This window comes from Streptomyces galbus (assembly GCF_005280195.1).
Classification (GTDB): Bacteria; Actinomycetota; Actinomycetes; order Streptomycetales; family Streptomycetaceae; genus Streptomyces; species Streptomyces galbus.
The window spans coordinates 46821-64581 of sequence record NZ_SZPR01000017.1; the positions used below are offsets into that span (position 1 = coordinate 46821).

The 17761-nt window shown below is 73.4% G+C and carries 17 protein-coding genes; 11 read left to right on the forward strand and 6 right to left on the reverse strand.

The window, feature by feature from the left end:
• The first annotated feature begins 171 nt into the window (after nucleotides 1-171).
• The 5 genes from E4U92_RS19700 (at nucleotide 172) to E4U92_RS19720 (ending at nucleotide 5292) form a co-directional block, all read left to right on the forward strand.
• A complete protein-coding gene (locus E4U92_RS19700; RefSeq protein ID WP_137301762.1) occupies nucleotides 172-1110 on the forward strand; it encodes a coiled-coil domain-containing protein in 939 nt (312 codons plus the stop codon).
• Between the two features lie 132 nt (nucleotides 1111-1242).
• Complete coding sequence (locus E4U92_RS19705; RefSeq protein ID WP_137301763.1) at nucleotides 1243-2193, forward strand: ABC transporter ATP-binding protein; 951 nt, start codon at nucleotides 1243-1245, stop codon at nucleotides 2191-2193.
• A gap of 2 nt (nucleotides 2194-2195) precedes the next feature.
• Complete coding sequence (locus E4U92_RS19710; protein WP_137301764.1) at nucleotides 2196-2966, forward strand: ABC transporter permease; 771 nt, start codon at nucleotides 2196-2198, stop codon at nucleotides 2964-2966.
• 125 nt (nucleotides 2967-3091) lie between these two features.
• A complete protein-coding gene (locus tag E4U92_RS19715; RefSeq protein ID WP_137301765.1) occupies nucleotides 3092-4423 on the forward strand; it encodes an ABC transporter ATP-binding protein in 1332 nt (443 codons plus the stop codon).
• Nucleotides 4420-5292 carry an ABC-2 transporter permease gene (locus E4U92_RS19720; protein ID WP_137301766.1) on the forward strand — a complete coding sequence of 291 codons (873 nt, stop codon included), beginning with the start codon at nucleotides 4420-4422 and terminating at the stop codon, nucleotides 5290-5292. Before E4U92_RS19715 ends, E4U92_RS19720 begins: the two co-directional genes overlap by 4 nt.
• A gap of 3 nt (nucleotides 5293-5295) precedes the next feature.
• On the opposite strand, the gene E4U92_RS19725 is transcribed toward E4U92_RS19720, so the two are convergent.
• Nucleotides 5296-5631 (reverse strand): ATP/GTP-binding protein, encoded by a 336-nt coding sequence (locus E4U92_RS19725; protein ID WP_137301767.1) that lies wholly within the window; start codon nucleotides 5629-5631, stop codon nucleotides 5296-5298.
• A 232-nt stretch (nucleotides 5632-5863) separates the two neighbouring features.
• Between E4U92_RS19725 and E4U92_RS19730 the strand changes: the two genes are divergently transcribed.
• Nucleotides 5864-6892 (forward strand): LLM class flavin-dependent oxidoreductase, encoded by a 1029-nt coding sequence (locus E4U92_RS19730; protein WP_137301768.1) that lies wholly within the window; start codon nucleotides 5864-5866, stop codon nucleotides 6890-6892.
• Nucleotides 6893-6972: 80 nt separating this feature from the next.
• On the opposite strand, the gene E4U92_RS19735 is transcribed toward E4U92_RS19730, so the two are convergent.
• Nucleotides 6973-7365, reverse strand: coding sequence for an SCO5389 family protein (locus E4U92_RS19735; protein WP_067237180.1), 393 nt, complete (start codon nucleotides 7363-7365; stop codon nucleotides 6973-6975).
• 330 nt (nucleotides 7366-7695) lie between these two features.
• Here E4U92_RS19735 and nucS point away from each other — a divergent pair, with 330 nt between their 5' ends.
• Nucleotides 7696-8367, forward strand: a complete 672-nt coding sequence (gene nucS / locus E4U92_RS19740) for an endonuclease NucS (protein ID WP_168725159.1) — start codon at nucleotides 7696-7698, stop codon at nucleotides 8365-8367.
• Nucleotides 8368-8630: 263 nt separating this feature from the next.
• Here nucS and E4U92_RS19745 read toward each other — a convergent pair whose 3' ends face one another.
• Nucleotides 8631-11195 carry a tetratricopeptide repeat protein gene (locus E4U92_RS19745; RefSeq protein ID WP_137301770.1) on the reverse strand — a complete coding sequence of 855 codons (2565 nt, stop codon included), beginning with the start codon at nucleotides 11193-11195 and terminating at the stop codon, nucleotides 8631-8633.
• A 293-nt stretch (nucleotides 11196-11488) separates the two neighbouring features.
• The gene (locus E4U92_RS19750; RefSeq protein ID WP_137301771.1) at nucleotides 11489-11812 is read right to left on the reverse strand and encodes an STAS domain-containing protein; all 324 of its coding nucleotides are present in this window, start codon (nucleotides 11810-11812) and stop codon (nucleotides 11489-11491) included.
• Nucleotides 11813-12204: 392 nt separating this feature from the next.
• On the opposite strand from E4U92_RS19750, the gene E4U92_RS19755 reads away from it, so the two are divergent.
• Nucleotides 12205-12777, forward strand: a complete 573-nt coding sequence (locus E4U92_RS19755) for a cob(I)yrinic acid a,c-diamide adenosyltransferase (protein WP_137301772.1) — start codon at nucleotides 12205-12207, stop codon at nucleotides 12775-12777.
• Here the strand turns inward: E4U92_RS19755 and E4U92_RS19760 are convergent.
• Complete coding sequence (locus tag E4U92_RS19760) at nucleotides 12774-13313, reverse strand: hypothetical protein (RefSeq protein ID WP_137301773.1); 540 nt, start codon at nucleotides 13311-13313, stop codon at nucleotides 12774-12776. The genes E4U92_RS19755 and E4U92_RS19760 overlap by 4 nt on opposite strands.
• A 163-nt stretch (nucleotides 13314-13476) precedes the next feature.
• On the opposite strand from E4U92_RS19760, the gene E4U92_RS19765 reads away from it, so the two are divergent.
• The 3 genes from E4U92_RS19765 to E4U92_RS19775 all read left to right on the forward strand — a co-directional run bounded on the left by E4U92_RS19765 (nucleotide 13477) and on the right by E4U92_RS19775 (nucleotide 17277).
• Nucleotides 13477-14661, forward strand: a complete 1185-nt coding sequence (locus tag E4U92_RS19765) for a sensor histidine kinase (RefSeq protein WP_137301774.1) — start codon at nucleotides 13477-13479, stop codon at nucleotides 14659-14661.
• Nucleotides 14658-15341 (forward strand): response regulator, encoded by a 684-nt coding sequence (locus E4U92_RS19770; RefSeq protein ID WP_137301775.1) that lies wholly within the window; start codon nucleotides 14658-14660, stop codon nucleotides 15339-15341. The genes E4U92_RS19765 and E4U92_RS19770 overlap by 4 nt, the downstream gene beginning before the upstream one ends.
• A 112-nt stretch (nucleotides 15342-15453) precedes the next feature.
• A complete protein-coding gene (locus E4U92_RS19775) occupies nucleotides 15454-17277 on the forward strand; it encodes a glycoside hydrolase family 18 chitinase (protein ID WP_137301776.1) in 1824 nt (607 codons plus the stop codon).
• 28 nt (nucleotides 17278-17305) lie between these two features.
• Here the strand turns inward: E4U92_RS19775 and E4U92_RS19780 are convergent, their stop codons facing one another.
• A complete protein-coding gene (locus E4U92_RS19780) occupies nucleotides 17306-17752 on the reverse strand; it encodes a DUF2550 domain-containing protein (protein ID WP_137301777.1) in 447 nt (148 codons plus the stop codon).
• Nucleotides 17753-17761 lie beyond the last annotated feature (9 nt).

Consider the following 17761-nt stretch of genomic DNA (forward strand, 5'->3'; position numbering starts at 1 on the left):
ATTCCGTTGAAGTCTGGGGCCTTTGCCCACGTCATTGGCAAGCCGTCCGGCGGCGAGCCACCCTAAAGGGGTGTCATTCTCCAGATCAAAACTGCATCCGCTCGATGACACACCGCATCGGCGCCTAGGATTCCACCTATCACCTCACCGGTCTCATTCGACAGGAACCCCATGAGCGACACTTCCCCCTACGGCTTCGAGCTTGTGCGGCGTGGGTACGACCGCGCTCAGGTGGACGAACGGATCTCCAAGCTCGTCTCCGACCGTGACAGTGCTCTGGCCCGCATCACCGCCCTGGAGAAGCGCATCGAGGAGCTCCACCTCGAGACGCAGAACGCCCAGGCCGCCGTCAGCGACGCGGAGCCGTCGTACGCGGGTCTCGGCGCACGCGTCGAGAAGATCCTCCGGCTGGCCGAGGAAGAGGCCAAGGACCTGCGCGAGGAGGCCCGCCGCGCGGCCGAGCAGCACCGCGAGCTCGCCGAGTCGGCGGCCCAGCAGGTCCGCAACGACGCGGAGTCGTTCGCCGCGGAGCGCAAGGCCAAGGCGGAGGACGAGGGCGTCCGGATCGTCGAGAAGGCCAAGAGCGACGCCTCGCAGCTCCGCTCCGAGGCCCAGAAGGACGCGCAGTCCAAGCGCGAGGAGGCCGACGCCCTCTTCGAGGAGACCCGCGCCAAGGCCGCGCAGGCCGCCGCCGACTTCGAGACGAACCTCGCCAAGCGCCGCGAGCAGTCCGAGCGTGACCTGGCGTCCCGTCAGGCCAAGGCCGAGAAGCGCCTCGCGGAGATCGAGCACCGCGCGGAGCAGCTCCGCCTGGAGGCCGAGAAGCTGCGCACCGACGCCGAGCGCCGCGCCCGCCAGACGGTGGAGACCGCCCAGCGCCAGGCCGAGGACATCGTGGCCGACGCCAACGCCAAGGCCGACCGGATCCGTTCGGAATCCGAGCGCGAGCTGGCGGCGCTGACGAACCGTCGCGACTCCATCAACGCCCAGCTCACGAACGTCCGCGAGATGCTCGCCACGCTGACCGGCGCCGCGGTGGCCGCGGCCGGCACGCCGGCCACGGACGACGAGCCGATCTCCCGCGGGGTCCCGGCCCAGCAGACGCGGTAAACGACCGACCGTGGGCCCGTGCCTCCCTCCCGGGGGCGCGGGCCTTCGTCGTACCCGGCCGTCGCGGCCGAAGCCGGTCTCCCTCCACCCGCCCGGGTGGCATCGGGCGAACGCGGGTCATAGCGTGGCCGCATGATCGAGCTCGAGGGGCTGACCAAGCGGTACGGCGGGAAGATGGCGGTGAACGACCTCACCTTCACCGTCAGACCCGGCATCGTCACGGGCTTCCTCGGGCCCAACGGGGCCGGGAAGTCCACCACCATGCGCATGATGCTGGGCCTGGACCGGCCCACCGCGGGTGACGTACGGATCGACGGCAAGCACTACGACCAGCTCAAGGACCCGCTGACGTACATCGGCGCCCTGCTCGACGCCAAGGCCGTGCACGGCGGCCGCAGCGCCTTCAACCACCTGCTGTGCCTGGCGCAGAGCAACGGCATCCCCCGGGCCCGGGTGCACGAGGTGCTCGACACGGTCGGCCTGACCGCGGTCGCCCGGAAGAAGGCCAAGGGCTTCTCGCTGGGCATGGGCCAGCGGCTCGGCATCGCCGCGGCGCTGCTCGGTGACCCGCGCATCCTGATGTTCGACGAGCCGGTCAACGGGCTCGACCCCGAGGGCATCCACTGGATCCGCACCCTGATGAAATCCCTGGCCGCGCAGGGCCGCACCGTCTTCGTCTCCTCGCACCTGATGAGCGAGATGGCCCTCACCGCGGACCACCTCGTCGTGATCGGCCAGGGCCGGCTGCTCGCCGACACCTCCATGGCCGACTTCATCGCGCGCAACTCCCGTTCCTACGTCCGCGTCCGCACCCCGCAGCGCGAGCGGCTGCTCGACGTGCTGCACGAGGCGGGCGTCACCGTGGTGGAGGCGGGCGGTGGGGCGCTGGAGGTCGACGGGGGCAAGGCGGAGCAGCTCGGCGAACTGGCCGCCCGGCACGGCGTCGTGCTGCACGAGCTGAGTCCTCAGCAGGCGTCGCTGGAGGAGGCGTTCATGCAGCTCACCGCGGAGTCGGTGGAGTACCACGCGCACAGCGACGCGCCGTCGGCGCCGCAGTGGGGCGACGACTGGAAGAAGGGCTGAGCATGGCGGTGACCCAGGTCGTCCGGTCCGAGTGGACGAAGATCCGCTCCGTCGCGTCCACCGTGTGGACGCTGTCCCTCGCCGTGGTCGTGACCATCGCGCTCGGCATGCTGATCTCCGCGCTGTCGAAGAACGAGTTCGACAGCATGAGCCGGCGGGACCGGCTGTCCTTCGACCCGACGTTCATCAGCTTCGCCGGGATGAGCCTCGGGCAGCTCGCGATGATCGTGTTCGGGGTGCTCGTGGTCTCCAACGAGTACAGCACCGGCATGATCCGCACCTCGCTCGCCGCGGTGCCGCAGCGCGCCTCGTTCCTGTTGAGCAAGATCGCGGTGGCCACGGGGCTGGCACTGGTGGTGGCCCTGGCGACCAGTTTCGCGGCGTTCTTCCTCGGCCAGGCGATGCTCGGCCCGCACCGGGCGCAGATCGGCGACCCCGGGGTGCTGCGGGCGGTCATCGGCGGCGGTCTCTACATGACCCTGATCGCCGTGTTCTCCATGGGCGTCGCCACGATGCTGCGCTCGCCGATGCTCTCCCTGGGCATCCTGATGCCGTTCTTCTTCCTGATCTCCACCATCCTCGGCAACGTGAGCGCGACCAAGAAGGTCGGCCGGTACCTCCCCGACCAGGCCGGCAGCAAGATCATGCAGGTGGTGACCCCGCTCGACGACGACACCCCGTACGGGCCCTGGGGCGGGCTGGGGATCATGGGGCTGTGGGTGCTCGCGGCGCTGCTCGGCGGCCTCGTGCTGCTGAAGAAGCGGGACGCGTGACCCGGCGGCCCCGGACGCCGGGGTTTTACTTCCCCTTGGGCGGAACCGTCAGCGGCTGGATATCCTCCTAACCCTTACGGGGGCGCGTGCGCCCGCTGTCCTGAACCTTTCGATGGGTGCGGAGCATGATCGAAGCAGTCGGCCTGACCAAGCGCTACGGCGACAAGACCGCTGTGTACAACCTGTCCTTCCAGGTCCGGCCCGGTGCCGTGACCGGCTTCCTCGGGCCGAACGGCTCGGGCAAGTCGACGACGATGCGGATGATCCTCGGCCTGGACAACCCCACCGCGGGCTCGGTGACGATCGGCGGCTACCCGTACCGCAGGCTGCCCAACGCGCCCCGGCACGTCGGCGCCCTGCTGGACGCCAAGGCCGTGCACGGCGGCCGCACGGCCCGCAACCACCTGCTGTCCCTGGCCCAGCTCTCCGGCATCCCGGCCCGGCGGGTCGACGAGGTGCTGGGCGTGGTGGGCCTGCAGGACGTGGCCCGGCGCCGCTCCAAGGGCTTCTCCCTGGGCATGGGCCAGCGGCTCGGCATCGCCGCCGCGCTGCTCGGCGACCCCCAGGTGCTGCTGTTCGACGAGCCGGTCAACGGGCTCGACCCCGAGGGCATCCTGTGGGTGCGCAACCTGATGAAGGCCCTCGCGGCGGAGGGCCGCACGGTCTTCGTCTCCTCGCACCTGATGAGCGAGATGGCGCTGACCGCCGACCACCTCATCGTGATCGGGCGCGGCCAGCTCCTGGCCGACATGAGCGTGCGGGACTTCATCGAGGCGAACTCCGCGGGCTTCGCCCGGGTGCGCACCCCCGACAGCGAGCCGCAGCAGCGCGAGAAGCTGACCTCCGCGCTGACCGAGGCGGGCGGGCACGTGCTGCCCGAGCAGGACGGCGCGCTGCGCGTGACCGGACTGGCGCTGCCGCGCATCTCCGCGATCGCCCACGAGGCCGACGTACGGCTGTGGGAGCTGTCGCCGCACCAGGCGTCGCTCGAGGAGGCGTACATGCGGATGACGCAGGGCGCCGTGGACTACCGCTCGACGGCCGACCAGAAGTCCGGCCTGATGCAGCCGCTGCCGCCGGGCGCCGCGCCGCCCGTGCCGGTGCCCGGCCAGGGCCAGCCCGGCTGGTACGCCCCGCCGCCGCCCCAGCCCGGCCAGACCCCGCCCGGCGGCCCCTACGCGGGCTACGGCGCCCCGGCCGCCCCGGCGCCCGGCTACGGCGGTCCCGCGGCCCCCGCGCCCGGCTACGGCGCCCCCGTCGCCCCGGGCACCGGCCCGGTGCCGCACACCGGCAACCCGTACGCCCAGCCGGCCCCGCAGCAGCCGGCCCAGGCGCCCGCGGCCCCCGTGGAGGCGCCCGCGACGCCCGTCGCGCAGCCCGTGGCGTCGCCCGCCGCCGCCCCGGCCGCCGCCTCCGCTCCGCACGACGCCCCGACCCAGCCCGAGGACGACCGATGAGCAGCCCCCAGTCCCCCTCGCCGCAGGCCGCGCCCGTCCTCCAGCAGGCCCCGGGCGGAGCGCCGTACCCCGGCTACACCTCGCCGATCCCGGTGGTGCGCACGCACCTCGGGCACGCCGTCGCCTCGGAGTGGACGAAGATCCGGTCCGTGCGCTCCACGATGTGGACGCTGGGCGTGTACGTGCTGCTGGTCATCGGCATCGGCCTGATGACCGCGCTGCTGGTCGCGGCGAACGCCTCCGACGGCAGCCTGGACGGCGAGAACCCCCTGTCCATGGGCTTCTTCGGGCTGCTCCTGGGCAGCATGTGCGTCATCACCCTCGGCGTGCTGACCACGGCCTCGGAGTACGGCACCGGCATGATCCGCACGACGACCGTGGCGTGCCCCTCGCGCGGCCGGGTCCTCGCCGCGAAGTCGATCGTGTTCTTCGCCGTGGCGTTCGTGGTGACCCTGGTGTCGACGTTCCTGGTCGCGCTGGTCGACACCGCGGTGCTGACCGAGGCGCGGGAGCCGTCCGGCGGCGAGTGGCTCAAAGCCACCGTCGGCGTCTCCCTCTACCTGGCGCTGCTCGGCCTGGTCTCCCTCGCGGTCGGCTCGGTGATCCGGCACTCCGCGGGCGCCATCACCATCATGATCGGCGTGCTGCTGGCCCCGCTGGTGATCGCCCTGTTCATGTTCTCGGAGTCCCTGCAGGACCTGCGCGAGGCGCTGTTCGAGTACTCGATCCCCAGCCAGCTCGGGGTCTTCTACTCCTCGTCGCTCACCGACAGCGGCCCCAGCGGCTGGGACCCGCTGTGGATCGCGCTCGGCGCCACCGCGGTGGTGCTGGGCTTCGCCTTCTTCGTGCTGGAGAAGCGCGACGTGTAGCGGTCAGAACCTCGGCGTGCCGCGGGACCGCCGTACCCCCGGGGTGCGGCGGTCCCGTGCGTTCCAGCAGGCCTTGTGCCAGTGCCGGCGGTCGTCCACGCCCGCGTGCTCCGGCCAGGCCACCACGTGCGGCACCCCGTCGGGGATGGTCTGGTCGCACCCGGGGCAGCGGTACGCCTTGCCCTGGGCGCTCGCCCCGGCCACGTGCCGCACGCTCCACTCCTCGCCCTGCCAGCTCACCGTGGACTGCCAGCCGCCGTAGCGGCCCGCCCGGTCGTCCTCGGCGCTGCGGCCGGACGCGGAGTCGGCACCCTTGGGCCGATTGCGACGCGGGGACACGGGACACCTCTCGGGGCTATACAGGAAGCGGGGCTCGGGTCCAGCCTACGCGGCGCCGGGCCGGGTACGCGGAGGGCGTCACCCCTCACAAGTCCCCTTCCGGGGCGCCGGATCCGGGTCGGTTCTCCCGACAATCCGCAAATCCCCCCGCCGCCCGTGTCCTCGGCACGTGTCGGACGGTTATGCCCCGTGGGGGAGCTCCGCGTCGGAGCCGAGGAAGCAGGAAAGTGCCATGCGCGTAGGAAGTTTCGTGTTGGCGGCCCAGTTCCCGGGTCAGGGGCAGGGGGAGGCCCTGCACCGGGCGGTCCGCTCGGCCGAGGTGGCCGAGGAGGCGGGGCTGGAGTCGGTGTGGCTGGCCGAGCACCACTTCGTGCCGTACGGCACGTGCCCGTCCGCCGTCACCCTGGCCGCGCTGCTGCTGGGCCGCACCCGGCGCATCCGGGTCGGCACCGCGGTCAGCGTGCTGTCCACCGCCCACCCGGTGGCGCTCGGCGAGCAGGCCGCGCTGCTGCACCTGACGAGCGGCGGCCGCTTCTCGCTCGGCGTGGGGCGCGGCGGGCCCTGGGTGGACCTGGAGGTGTTCGGCAGCGGTCTCGCGGCGTACGAGTCCGGGTTCCCGGAATCACTCGATCTGCTGGTGCGCTGGCTGCGCGAGGCCCGGGTCGGGGCGGACGGCGAGCGGTTCCGCTTCCGCGAGGTGCCCGTGGTGCCCCGGCCGTCGGAGGCGCTGACCGACACCGCGGGGCCGGAGGTGGTCGTGGCGTGCACCTCGCCGGCGAGTGTGCGGCTGGCGGCCGAGCGGGGGCTGCCGATGCTGCTCGGGATGCACGTCGGGGACGAGGAGAAGGCCGAGATGGTCGCCCTGTGGCGGCAGCACGCGCGCGCGGCCGGACGGTCCGCGGACGAGATCCGCGGCGCGGCCCACGTGTCGGCGGGCGTCTGCCAGATCGCGGACCGGCGCACGGACGCCGTGGAGACGCTCGTGAAGGCGATGCCGGGCTGGCTGCGGCAGGGGCTCGACGCGCACGTCACGGTGGACGGCCGCTCCCGCCGGATGCGGGACCCGGTGGCCTACACCGAACTCCTCTGCGGGCTGCACCCGGTGGGTACGCCCGAGGTGTGCGCGGACCGGCTCGCCGCGACCTGCGAGCGCACCGGCATCTCCCGCTTCGCCCTGCTCGTGGAGGGCTCCGGCGACCTGGCGGCGACGGAGGAGAACGTGCGGCGGCTGGGCGCCGAGGTGCTGCCCCGGCTGGGGTGAACTCCCCCGCGCCGAGGGACGCTTGCCGCTCCCGTACTGGCGGCACCCCCCGGGCGGGGGCGGCAAGCGACGGGTCCGCGTCAGCAGTCCCGGAGTTCCGGGGACTGGTTCAGCAACTGGCTGCGCACCGAGGTGAAGCGGGTGAGCGTCTCGTCGACCGAGGGGTCCAGCGGGAACACCGCCACCCGGTGGCAGTTCTGGAAGGCCAGCCGTACACCGAAGTGCCGCTGCAGGGCGCCGCGTATCGCGTCACTCGCGAGCGCTCGCAGCAGCTGACCGCGTGCCTGCTCGTCCGGCGGGGGCGTCTGGTTGTCGGCGAACGGACCGCCGTCGACCTTCAGCTGGGCCACCAGGGAGCTGACCATCTCCCATGCGTAGGGCAGGGAGGTCCGGACGCAGTCGACGAAGGCTGCGTCGTCGACCTCGCCTCGCTCGGCCTGTTCGAGTAGGGCCGGTGAGACGTCGAGCGACATGGGTTCTCCTCTCGCACCCCGGAAGAACAGGGGTTGCCGGACAGGGAAAGGGAGACCGCCACACAGACAACACGCGCACGCTGAGTACACGCATCGCGACCTCCCGTTCCCACCGTAGGCAACTGCCGGGAGCGGCACCAGGAGAATGCGAACAAAGGGAACCCCAGGTAGGCACACAATCGGCCACACCCGAAACGTCCGTGTACAGGGAGGAAAGGGAGTGATCGGCGGGACGGGCGGGGACGCGTTCCGGCGACGGGGGTGACGGGGCATGCGGGGCGGCGGAGGCGAATCGCGCGCCGCCCGGGGTGTCGAGTAGCGTTGCCGACCATGCGTCTCGTCATCGCCCGGTGCTCCGTCGACTACGCGGGTCGGCTCACCGCCCACCTCCCCACCGCGCCCCGCCTGATCCTGGTCAAGGCGGACGGCAGCGTCTCGATCCACGCGGACGACCGCGCCTACAAGCCCCTGAACTGGATGTCGCCGCCCTGCACGCTGAAGGAGGGCACCGGCGACGACGAGGGCGTGTGGACGGTCGTCAACAAGGCCGGCGAGAAGCTGATCATCACGATGGAGGAGGTCCTCCACGACTCCTCGCACGAACTGGGCGTCGACCCGGGCCTGATCAAGGACGGCGTGGAAGCGCACCTCCAGGAGCTGCTCGCCGACCGCATCGACACCCTCGGCGAGGGCTACACGCTGATCCGCCGCGAGTACATGACGGCGATCGGCCCGGTCGACATCCTGTGCCGGGACGACGAGGGCCGCACGGTGGCCGTGGAGATCAAGCGGCGCGGCGAGATCGACGGCGTGGAGCAACTCACGCGCTACCTCGAGCTGTTGAACCGCGACCCGCACCTCGCGCCGGTGCGCGGCATCTTCGCGGCCCAGGAGATCAAGCCCCAGGCCCGCGTCCTCGCCACGGACCGCGGCATCGGCTGCCACGTCCTGGACTACAACGCCCTCCGCGGCATCGAGGACGACAAACTGCGGCTGTTCTGACCGGACACGCGGCGCGCCCCCTGACGGCCCGTCCAGCGGACCGCCCGGTTCCCGGCGGCCGCTGTGCCGACCCACCGTGTCCGCGGCTCACCCTGTCGCCGAGACTGCGCTCCGCCACGGTGACGGTGCCCGGCGGGTGCCGAACGGGCCCGGGGCCGTGGTGCGCCGCCGCGGGGCGGGCGGCGCCGACGGCCGGGCGAGGCTCGCGGGCCTCGCGGCCGGCCCCCGCGGCCGGCCCTCCGCGTGGCGGCCCGAGACACCCCCTAGATCACCGGCTCGCCGGACCCTGACGAGCCCGCCGGGCTAGGTGTCCCGGCGCCGTCCTCGGGCGCGCTGCCCGAGGAACCCGAGGAAGCGGTCGGCACCGAGGTGACCGCGCCGCCCGCCGTCGCCGAGGTGTTGCTCGTCGGGCTCCCGGTCGGCGTGCCCGAGTCGGACGGGGTGTTCGTCGGAGGTGTCGACGAGCCGCTCGGGGTGCCGGTCGGGGTGGACGGGGACGAGGTCGACGGATGTCCGGACGGCGGCCGGGACGTGCTGTGGGACGCGGACGGGGTCGGGGTGTCATGGGTGCCCGAGGGGCTGTTCGTCCCCGGTGTCGGCTCCGTCGTTCCCGTCGGGGTCGGGTCGTCCGACGTGCCGAGGGTGCCGTCGGGGCCCGGGTCCGTGGGGCGGCTCGTGGCGAGGCCCGTGTCGCCGGTCCCCGTGTCGTCGCCGGGGGTGTCCGTGCCCGGGTTGCCGTCGTCGAGGCCGGTCGTGGCCGACGGGTTGACGCCGACGCGGTCGGAGGGGTGGTGGGCGTCGTTGTCGGAGGTCGCGCCGAGCGTGACGACCGTACCGAGGACGGCGACGAGCAGCGCGCCCGCGCCCGCCGCGACGAGGTTGCGCTTGGCGAGGCCCCGCAGGCCCCCGCGGCGGTGCGCGGCGGGCGTCGGGGCGGTGCCGGACTGACGGTGGGTGACCAGGGTGGGCGCGGCCAGGGCGGGGAACGCGGCGGGCACGCCTCGGGGCGGGGTGACCGGCTGCTCGGGAAGGGTGTCGGAGGCGTCCGGCGCCAGCAGCGACGCGACGCCGGGCACGTCGCCCGAGCGGTCGGCGACCAGGGCGAGGGCACGGCGCCCGGCGACGGTGCCGCGCTTGTCGGCGAGGGCGCCGCGCAGCCCGATGGAGGACTCCAACTCGGCGCGCGCCCGGTCCAGTTGCCCCTCGCACAGGGCGAGGACACCGAGTTCGTGGTGGAAGTAGGCCTGGTCGGCGACCGCACCGGACAGGCGGGCGGCCTCGGCGCCGGAGCGCAGCGCCTTCTCCCAGGCGCTCCAGTTGAGTCCGGCGGCGAACGCCGGTGCCGCGGTGCGGGCCAGCTCCACGGGCACGCACGTCTCGTCCTCGGCGGGCCCGGTCGCGGCCGGTGCGGTGGCGGCCAGCGCGGCGAGCACGGCGTCGGCCTCCGCGCACACCCGGTCGGGCGTGACCGAGGGGTGCCCGGCCCACCAGGCGTAGTGCCGGGCGGCGCTGTGCGCGGTCTCGGTGCCGTCGTCGGCGTACCCGGCGGCCTCGAGCTGGGTCAGGACGCCGGCGGCGAGCCGGTAGCGGGTGCCGACCGGGGAGACGAGCCCGCAGGCGGCGAGTTCGCCGAGGGCGGCGTCGGCGTGGGTGTCGCCGACGAGCGCGGGCAGGTGCGCCTGGTGCGGGACCTCCCCACCGAGGGCGACGGCGAAGCGGAGGGTGGCGCGGGCGGAGGCGCTGAGCCGGGAGGCGAGCAGCGGGGCGGGCGCGGCGGCCTCGCCGAGGGAGGGCAGCGGTATCTCCTCGCCGGCCCCGTCGCCGGACAGGTCCGGCAGTCCCGGGCCGGCGCTCTCGCCGGCCTCCGCGGCGAGCGGCCGGGCGTCCTCGAAGACGCCGTACTCGTCGACCGCCTCGGCGCTGGCGCGCAGCAGGTCGCGCTGGCGCAGCAGGGCACCGGCCTGGACGAAGCGCAGCGGCAGGCCCTCGGACTCGAACCAGAGGTCGCCGGCCCAGTTGGCCTCCTCCTCGGTGAGGGCGCGGCCGACGGACCGCTCGATGAGGTCGACGCCGCCGGACCGGTCGAGGCCGGGCAGGACGACCTCCTCCACGTCGGAGTCGGCGGTGGGCGCGGGCGTGTCCGGGGACGCGCCGAAGAGGAAGGCGCACTCGGGGGTGGCGTCGAGGAGGTCGTCGAGCGCCGCGCCGCCGAAGTCGAGGTCGTCGACGACCACGACGGCCCCGACGTCCCGCACCGAGGCGAGCAGTTCGTCCGGGTCGGGGCGGTACTCGGGTGCGTCGTACACCGCGTGGAAGAGGTCGTGGAGCAGGTCGGCCGCGGTGCGGCGGAACCCGCTGAGGCGGACCACGCCGTCGGGGGCGAGGTCGGCGCAGTCCTCGGCGAGGAGGTCGAGCATCCGGGTGCGGCCGGAGCCGGCCGGGCCGACGAGCCGCACGGAGCGGCCGCGGGCGAGCAGCCGGACGAGCTGTTCGCGTTCGTCCTGGCGGCCCAGCAGGGGCGGCGCGGGCCGGTCGGGTCCGGCGGGCGCGGGCGGCCGGGCGGCGCGGTCGGCCTCGGCGCGGGCCGCGGGGGTGCGGCGCGCGGGCCGCCCGGGGAGTTCGGTGGGCGGGCGGAGCTCGATCTCGCTGCCGTCGACGGGGTTGACGGTGACGAGGTGCTCGCCGGCCACGAGGCGCACCACGCGGGCCGGCGAGGCCGCGTGCTGGCCGAAGTCGGGGGTCAGGGGGTCCCTGGACGGGCGTGGGCGCGGCGCGCGGTCCTCGGCGTCCCGGCCGTACTCCTCGGGTCCCCGGCGGGTCGGGTCCATAGGCTCAAGCCCCCCAAAAGCGTCGTGTGGCGGTAGCCCCTCCCGGCCTTGCTGCACACTGCGCTGTCGCTTCTGGTCCGGTGCCCGCTCGAGGGTTGCGGGCGGCGGGCAGACGAACCGTAAACCTTGGCCCAGTATCTCCGACAGTCCGGGGTGCCGCGCGGTCCGGGACGTCACGGTCCGGTGAGGATTGCGTGTGTGACGTCGCGGTTCGCCGCGGACCGGGCGGTTCCGGCGTGCGGCGCGGGTGCGCCGGGCGGTCAGGGCGTCCGGGAACGGGTCCGCCGCTCGGCTCAGACGTGGGGCAGCGACTCCGCCGCGAGGCCGCCCTCGATGGCGAGGATGCGGTGCAGCCGGGTGGCCACCAGCAGGCGCTGCATCTGCGGCGGCACCCCGCGCAGCACCAGGCGCCGGCCGCAGCGGCCGGCCCGCCGGTGGGCGCCCATGATCACACCGAGGCCGGTGGCGTCCCAGGAGTCCAGCTCGGACAGGTCGAGCACCAGGTCGCCGACGCCGTCGTCGACCGCCGTGTGCAAGGCCGTACGGGCGTCCGCCGCGCTGCGGACGTCGAGGCGGCCCCCGACGACCAGCTCGACGTGGTCGCCCCTGATGTGCATATGCGCTCCCCTAAGCGTGCGTCTCGTGCTCCGCGGTGTGGTGGTCCGGTGTTGCAACCTCTGACTGCGGCAAACGGCCGGAGGTTGCCGTCTGTGAGCGAACCGATACCGAATTCACTCGCAGGGGTGAGGCCATGGGGACGCAAGTGTTTCCCGTGCCGGGAGAAGCCCTGCCCCCTCACGCGCCCGCTGTCACCGGAGTCAGCCGTCCGGCGCAGCGGACCGGTCCGGCCCGTACGTCCCCTCGGCGGGACCCTAGCGGGCCGGAGGCGCTGTGTGACGGGTTAGTAACGCGCGTCACGTCTCATCTGACGGACATCACACCGCGGGCGTGTCAGAGGTCGCCACGTACGGCGTAGTTGGGCGGCTTTGACCCGAACTACTCTGGCCCCATGGTCAATCTGACGCGTATCTACACCCGGACCGGCGACCGGGGCACCACCGCCCTGGGGGACATGAGCCGGGTACCGAAGACCGATCTGCGCATCGCCGCGTACGCCGACGCGAACGAGGCGAACGCGGTCATCGGCACGGCGATCGCCCTCGGCGGGCTCGGCGAGGAGGTCGTGGCGGTCCTCACCCGGGTGCAGAACGACCTGTTCGACGTGGGCGCGGACCTGTCGACGCCGGTGGTGGAGAACCCCGAGTACCCGCCGCTGCGGGTGGAGCAGTTCTACGTCGACCGGCTGGAGGCGGACTGCGACCGCTTCAACGCCGAGCTGGAGAAGCTGCGCTCGTTCATCCTGCCCGGCGGCACGCCCGGCGCGGCCCTGCTGCACCAGGCGTGCACGGTGGTGCGCCGGGCCGAGCGCTCGACGTGGGCGGCCCTGGAAGCGCACGGCGAGGCGATGAACCCGCTGACCGCGACCTACCTCAACCGGCTGTCGGACCTGCTGTTCATCCTGGCCCGTACGGCGAACAAGGAGACCGGTGACGTGCTGTGGGTGCCGGGCGGCGAGCGCTAGCGCGGACGTTCGCGCTCGGGGAACAGCGTGTAGCCCGCCGCCACGACCAGGTTGATGCCGATGACGACCAGCATCCGGTGCTGCCAGGCGCGCAGGGAGCCGGTGTCGCCGTCGCCGCCGACGTACCAGGCGGCGGCCTGGAGCAGGGCGAGGGCGACGGCGCAGGCGAGGATCCAGCGGCCCGCGACCTTCCACTCGTGGACGGCGCGGGCCCTGCCGTACCGGGGCGGCCGTACGGGCGGCGGGCCGCCCGCGAAGCGGTGGGCGAAGCGGGCGTCGGCCCAGGCGATGGTGGAGTGGCCCAGCCCGACGGTGAAGCCGATGTAGACCGCGGCCAGCCCGTGGCGCCAGTCCGGTTCGGCGCCATGGCGCAGGTCGACCGCGGTGACGGCGAACAGCACCACCTCCAGCAGCGGCTCGCACAGCAGCAGCGCGAGGCCGGTGCGCGGCATCCGCAGCAGGTACCTCACGGCCAGTCCGGCGGCCAGCAGCACCCAGAACGCCACCTCGCAGGCGACGACCAACCCGACGATCACGCTTCGCTCCCTCCGTACGCCCTTCCGGGCGCCCTTCCAGGCTCGCGGCGGGGACGGCCGGGCGCGTCGTCGCCGATGACGACCCGTCGGTACATCGAAGGATGCAGTGCGGACCCTCCCCGGGCATCAGGCGCCGGGCCCGGTGAGCGTGTTGGATGGGGACATGGCCGTACGACCGGGCCGGCCGCGCCTGTCCCGCCCGCACCGCTTCGACGTGGCCGTCGCCCTCGCCGGTCTGCTCGGCGGGCTGGCGATGTCCGCGCTGGGGCTGTCCACCTCGGGCAGCGCGCTGCTGCCGCCCGCCTGGGGGCTCCTGGCGCTGGCTGTGATGGCCGGCCTGGAGCTGCTGCGCCGGTCGGCGCCGCGGGCCGCGCTGCTCGCGGGCACCGGGGCGCTGGTGCTGGACGTGCTCGCGCCGGGCAACGCGGCGACGATCCTGATGTACACCGACCTCGCCTACGCGGCCGTGCTGTACGGGCCCCCGTCGGCCGCGCGCCGGGTGCCGGTGGCCACCGGGCTGGCGAGCCTCGCGGTGACGCTGGGCTTCCTGGTGTGGTGGCGCGACCCGCAGGCGCTGTTCGTCGGGCTGGGCGCGGCGCTCGTGTCGTTCGGTCCTGCGGCCACCGGCGCGCTGGTGCGTGACCACCGCGACGCCGCCGAGGCGGCCCGGCTGCGCGCCGCGCAGACGGCGCTGCTCGCGGAGCGGGACCGGGTCCAGGCGGTGACCGCCGAGCGGGCCCGGGTGGCCCGTGAGCTGCACGACCTGGTGGCGGGTCACCTGTCGGCCATCGCCATCCACTCCACGGCGGCCCTGTCGATCGACGAGCCGGCCACCACGAAGGAGGCCCTGGCGGTCGTCCGGGAGAACAGCGTGGAGGGGCTGGCCCAGATGCGGCGGCTGATCGGCCTCCTGCGGGACGCGGGCGCGGAGACGGCGCCCGCGGCGGCGCCGACCCTGGACGGACTGGGCGCGCTGGTCGAGGCGGCCCGCGCCAATGGTCTGGACGTGTGCCTGACCGCGCGGCACGCGGAGGTGCCGGCGCCCGTCGGCCTGGCCGCCTACCGCATCGTCCAGGAGTCCCTGACCAACGCCCTCAAGCACGGTGGGCCGGGCCCGGTCACGGTGTCGCTGGGCGAACGGGACGGAGTGCTGGAGGTGCGGGTGAGCAGCCCGTACGTCCGGCGCGGCGGGCCGCTCGCGCCGGGATCGGGAGCCGGTCTGGTCGGCATGCGGGAGCGGGCCGCGCTGCTCGGCGGCACCTTCTCGGCGGGGCCGGACGGCGGGAACTGGACGGTGCGCGCGGGGCTGCCGCTGGCGGCCGACATGACGTCAGGAGGTGTGCGGTGAGCCGTCCCGTGCGGGTGCTGGTGGCCGAGGACCAGTCGGCCGTGCGCGCCGGGCTGGTGCTGATCCTGCGCAGCGCGCCCGGGATCGAGGTGGTCGGCGAGGCGGCGGACGGCGAGCGGGCGGTGGCGCTGGCCCGGGAGCTGGCGCCGGACGTGGTGCTGATGGACGTTCAGATGCCGCGCCTGGACGGGGTGTCGGCGACCCGCCGCGTGGTCGGGGAGCGCCTGGCCGACGTCCTGGTGCTGACCACCTTCGACCTGGACGCGTACGTGTTCGGGGCGTTGCGCGCGGGGGCCGCGGGGTTCCTGCTGAAGAGCGCGGAGGCGCGGGAACTGGTCGAGGCGGTGCGGACGGTGGCCCGGGGCGAGGGGGTCGTGGCCCCGGCGGTCACACGCCGGCTGATCGCGGAGTTCGCGGCCGGGTCCGCACGGGAGTCGAGAGCCGATCCGGCGGTGCTCGACGGGCTCACCCGGCGGGAGCGCGAGGTGCTGTCCTGTCTCGGTGAGGGGCTGTCCAACGCGATGATCGCCGAGCGGCTGGACATGGCCGAGGCGACGGCGAAGACGCACGTCAGCCGTCTGCTGGGCAAGCTCGGGCTGCGCAGCCGGACCCAAGCGGCGGTGCTCGCGCAGGAGTTGGGGATCCAGCCACCCGACCCCGAAGTGGTCCAGACCTATTGACCTGTGGTCCAGACCTTTCTATTCTCGCGGCACCGTGGGCTGAAGGCTCAGTCATGCCCACGACACCCCCACACATCTCCACACCCCCGCTCCCCCAAACAGAGGACGCAGGATGCGCTTCAGACACAAAGCGGCGGCCGCAGTGGCCACCCTGGTGCTCCCGCTGGCCGGACTGGTCGGCCTCGCGAGCCAGGCGGAGGCCGCTTCGAACGCCACCGCCACCTTCACCAAGACCAGCGACTGGGGCACCGGCTTCGGCGGTCAGTGGACCGTCAAGAACACCGGCACCAGCAGCATCAGCTCCTGGACCGTGGAGTGGGACTTCCCCTCCGGCACCAAGGTCACCTCGGCCTGGGACGCCACGGTCACCAACTCCGGTGACCACTGGACCGCCAAGAACGTCGGCTGGAACGGCACCATCGCCCCCGGCGCCTCCGTCTCCTTCGGCTTCAACGGCAGCGGCCCCGGCTCACCCGCCAACTGCAAGCTGAACGGCGGCTCCTGCGACGGCGGCCCCACGGTCCCCGGTGACGCGGCCCCCTCCGCGCCCGGCACCCCCACCGCCTCCTCCGTCACCGACACCTCGGTGAAGCTGAGCTGGAGCGCGGCCACCGACGACAAGGGCATCAAGAACTACGACGTGCTGCGCGACGGCGCGAAGGTCGCCACCGTGACCACCACGTCGTACACCGACAGCGGGCTGACCGCCGGCACCGACTACACCTACACGGTGCAGGCCCGCGACACCGCCGACCAGACCGGCCCGGTCAGCGGCTCGGTCGCCGTCCACACCACCGGCGGGACCACCACTCCCCCGCCCCCCGGCGGCAAGGTCAAGCTCGGCTACTTCACCGAGTGGGGCATCTACGGCCGCAACTACAACGTCAAGAACCTCGTGACGTCCGGCTCCGCGGCCAAGATCACCCACATCAACTACGCCTTCGGCAACGTCACCAACGGCCAGTGCGCCATCGGTGACTCCTACGCCGACTACGACAAGGCCTTCACCGCCGACCAGTCCGTCGACGGCGTCGCCGACACCTGGGACCAGCCGCTGCGCGGCAACTTCAACCAGCTCCGCAAGCTGAAGGCCAAGTACCCGAACATCAAGATCCTGTGGTCCTTCGGCGGCTGGACCTGGTCCGGCGGCTTCGGCCAGGCGGCGGCCAACCCGGCCGCGTTCGCCCAGTCCTGCTACAACCTGGTCGAGGACCCGCGCTGGGCCGACGTCTTCGACGGCATCGACATCGACTGGGAGTACCCGAACGCCTGCGGTCTGAGCTGTGACACCTCGGGCGCGGCGGCGTACAAGAACCTGATGGCCGCGCTGCGCGCCAAGTTCGGCGCCAACAACCTGGTCACCGCCGCCACCACGGCCGACGGCTCGGCCGGCGGCAAGATCGAGTCCGCCGACTACGCGGGCGCCGCGCAGTACGTCGACTGGTACAACGTGATGACGTACGACTTCTTCGGCGCGTGGGACGCCAAGGGCCCGACCGCCCCGCACTCCCCGCTCACCTCGTACACCGGCATCCCCAAGGCGGGCTTCACCACCGCCGACGCGATGGCCAAGTTCAAGGCGATCGGGGTCCCCGCCAACAAGCTGCTCATCGGCATCGGCTTCTACGGCCGCGGCTGGACCGGCGTCACCCAGGACGCCCCGGGCGGCACGGCCACCGGCCCCGCGGCCGGCACCTACGAGCAGGGCATCGAGGACTACAAGGTCCTCAAGACGTCCTGCCCGGCCACCGGCACCGTCGCCGGCACCGCGTACGCCCACTGCGGCACCAACTGGTGGTCCTACGACACCCCGGCCACCATCGCCACCAAGATGGCCTGGGCCAAGAACCAGGGCCTGGGCGGCGCGTTCTTCTGGGAGTTCAGCGGTGACACCGCGAACGGCGAGCTGGTGAACGCGATCAGCAGCAACCTGTAGGACCGTGCTCGACCCGTGAGTACATGCTCTAGGCGACGTTGACGCGCTGACCGGGCGGGGCTGCCTCCAGCCACGCGAGAAATCCGGTCAGCGCGTCTTCGCTCATGGCGAGCTCGAGCCGCGTCCCCTGGTGGAGACAGACCAGGATCACCGCGTCCGACAGCAGCGCCAGCTCTTCCTCGCCCTCCGGCAGCCGGCGCCCGGCCACCTCGATCGAGGCGCGCTCCAGGACCCGGCGCGGGCGGGGGGCGTAGGAGAAGACCCGGAACCAGGTCAGGCGGTCGCCGCTGTACCGGGCGACCCCGTAGGACCAGCCCTTGCCGCTGGTGTCGGGCCGCTCCGGCACGTCCCAGCGCAGGCTGCAGTCGAAGGTGCCCCCGGAGCGCTGGATCAGCCTGCGGCGCAGACCGAAGACGAACAGACCCAGCACCACGAGGGCGACGACGATTCCGCACACAGTCAGAGCGAGGACCATCGACTACCG

Coding starts and splice junctions, on each gene's coding strand:
- E4U92_RS19700 (WP_137301762.1), top strand. CDS start 172: ATGAGCGACACTTCCCCCTACGGCTTCGAGCTTGTGCGGCGTGGGTAC.
- nucS (WP_168725159.1), top strand. CDS start 7,696: ATGCGTCTCGTCATCGCCCGGTGCTCCGTCGACTACGCGGGTCGGCTC.
- E4U92_RS19765 (WP_137301774.1), top strand. CDS start 13,477: ATGGCCGTACGACCGGGCCGGCCGCGCCTGTCCCGCCCGCACCGCTTC.
- E4U92_RS19750 (WP_137301771.1), bottom strand. CDS start 11,812: ATGCACATCAGGGGCGACCACGTCGAGCTGGTCGTCGGGGGCCGCCTC.
- E4U92_RS19705 (WP_137301763.1), top strand. CDS start 1,243: ATGATCGAGCTCGAGGGGCTGACCAAGCGGTACGGCGGGAAGATGGCG.
- E4U92_RS19755 (WP_137301772.1), top strand. CDS start 12,205: ATGGTCAATCTGACGCGTATCTACACCCGGACCGGCGACCGGGGCACC.
- E4U92_RS19710 (WP_137301764.1), top strand. CDS start 2,196: ATGGCGGTGACCCAGGTCGTCCGGTCCGAGTGGACGAAGATCCGCTCC.
- E4U92_RS19735 (WP_067237180.1), bottom strand. CDS start 7,365: ATGTCGCTCGACGTCTCACCGGCCCTACTCGAACAGGCCGAGCGAGGC.
- E4U92_RS19780 (WP_137301777.1), bottom strand. CDS start 17,752: ATGGTCCTCGCTCTGACTGTGTGCGGAATCGTCGTCGCCCTCGTGGTG.
- E4U92_RS19745 (WP_137301770.1), bottom strand. CDS start 11,195: ATGGACCCGACCCGCCGGGGACCCGAGGAGTACGGCCGGGACGCCGAG.
- E4U92_RS19720 (WP_137301766.1), top strand. CDS start 4,420: ATGAGCAGCCCCCAGTCCCCCTCGCCGCAGGCCGCGCCCGTCCTCCAG.
- E4U92_RS19775 (WP_137301776.1), top strand. CDS start 15,454: ATGCGCTTCAGACACAAAGCGGCGGCCGCAGTGGCCACCCTGGTGCTC.
- E4U92_RS19715 (WP_137301765.1), top strand. CDS start 3,092: ATGATCGAAGCAGTCGGCCTGACCAAGCGCTACGGCGACAAGACCGCT.
- E4U92_RS19730 (WP_137301768.1), top strand. CDS start 5,864: ATGCGCGTAGGAAGTTTCGTGTTGGCGGCCCAGTTCCCGGGTCAGGGG.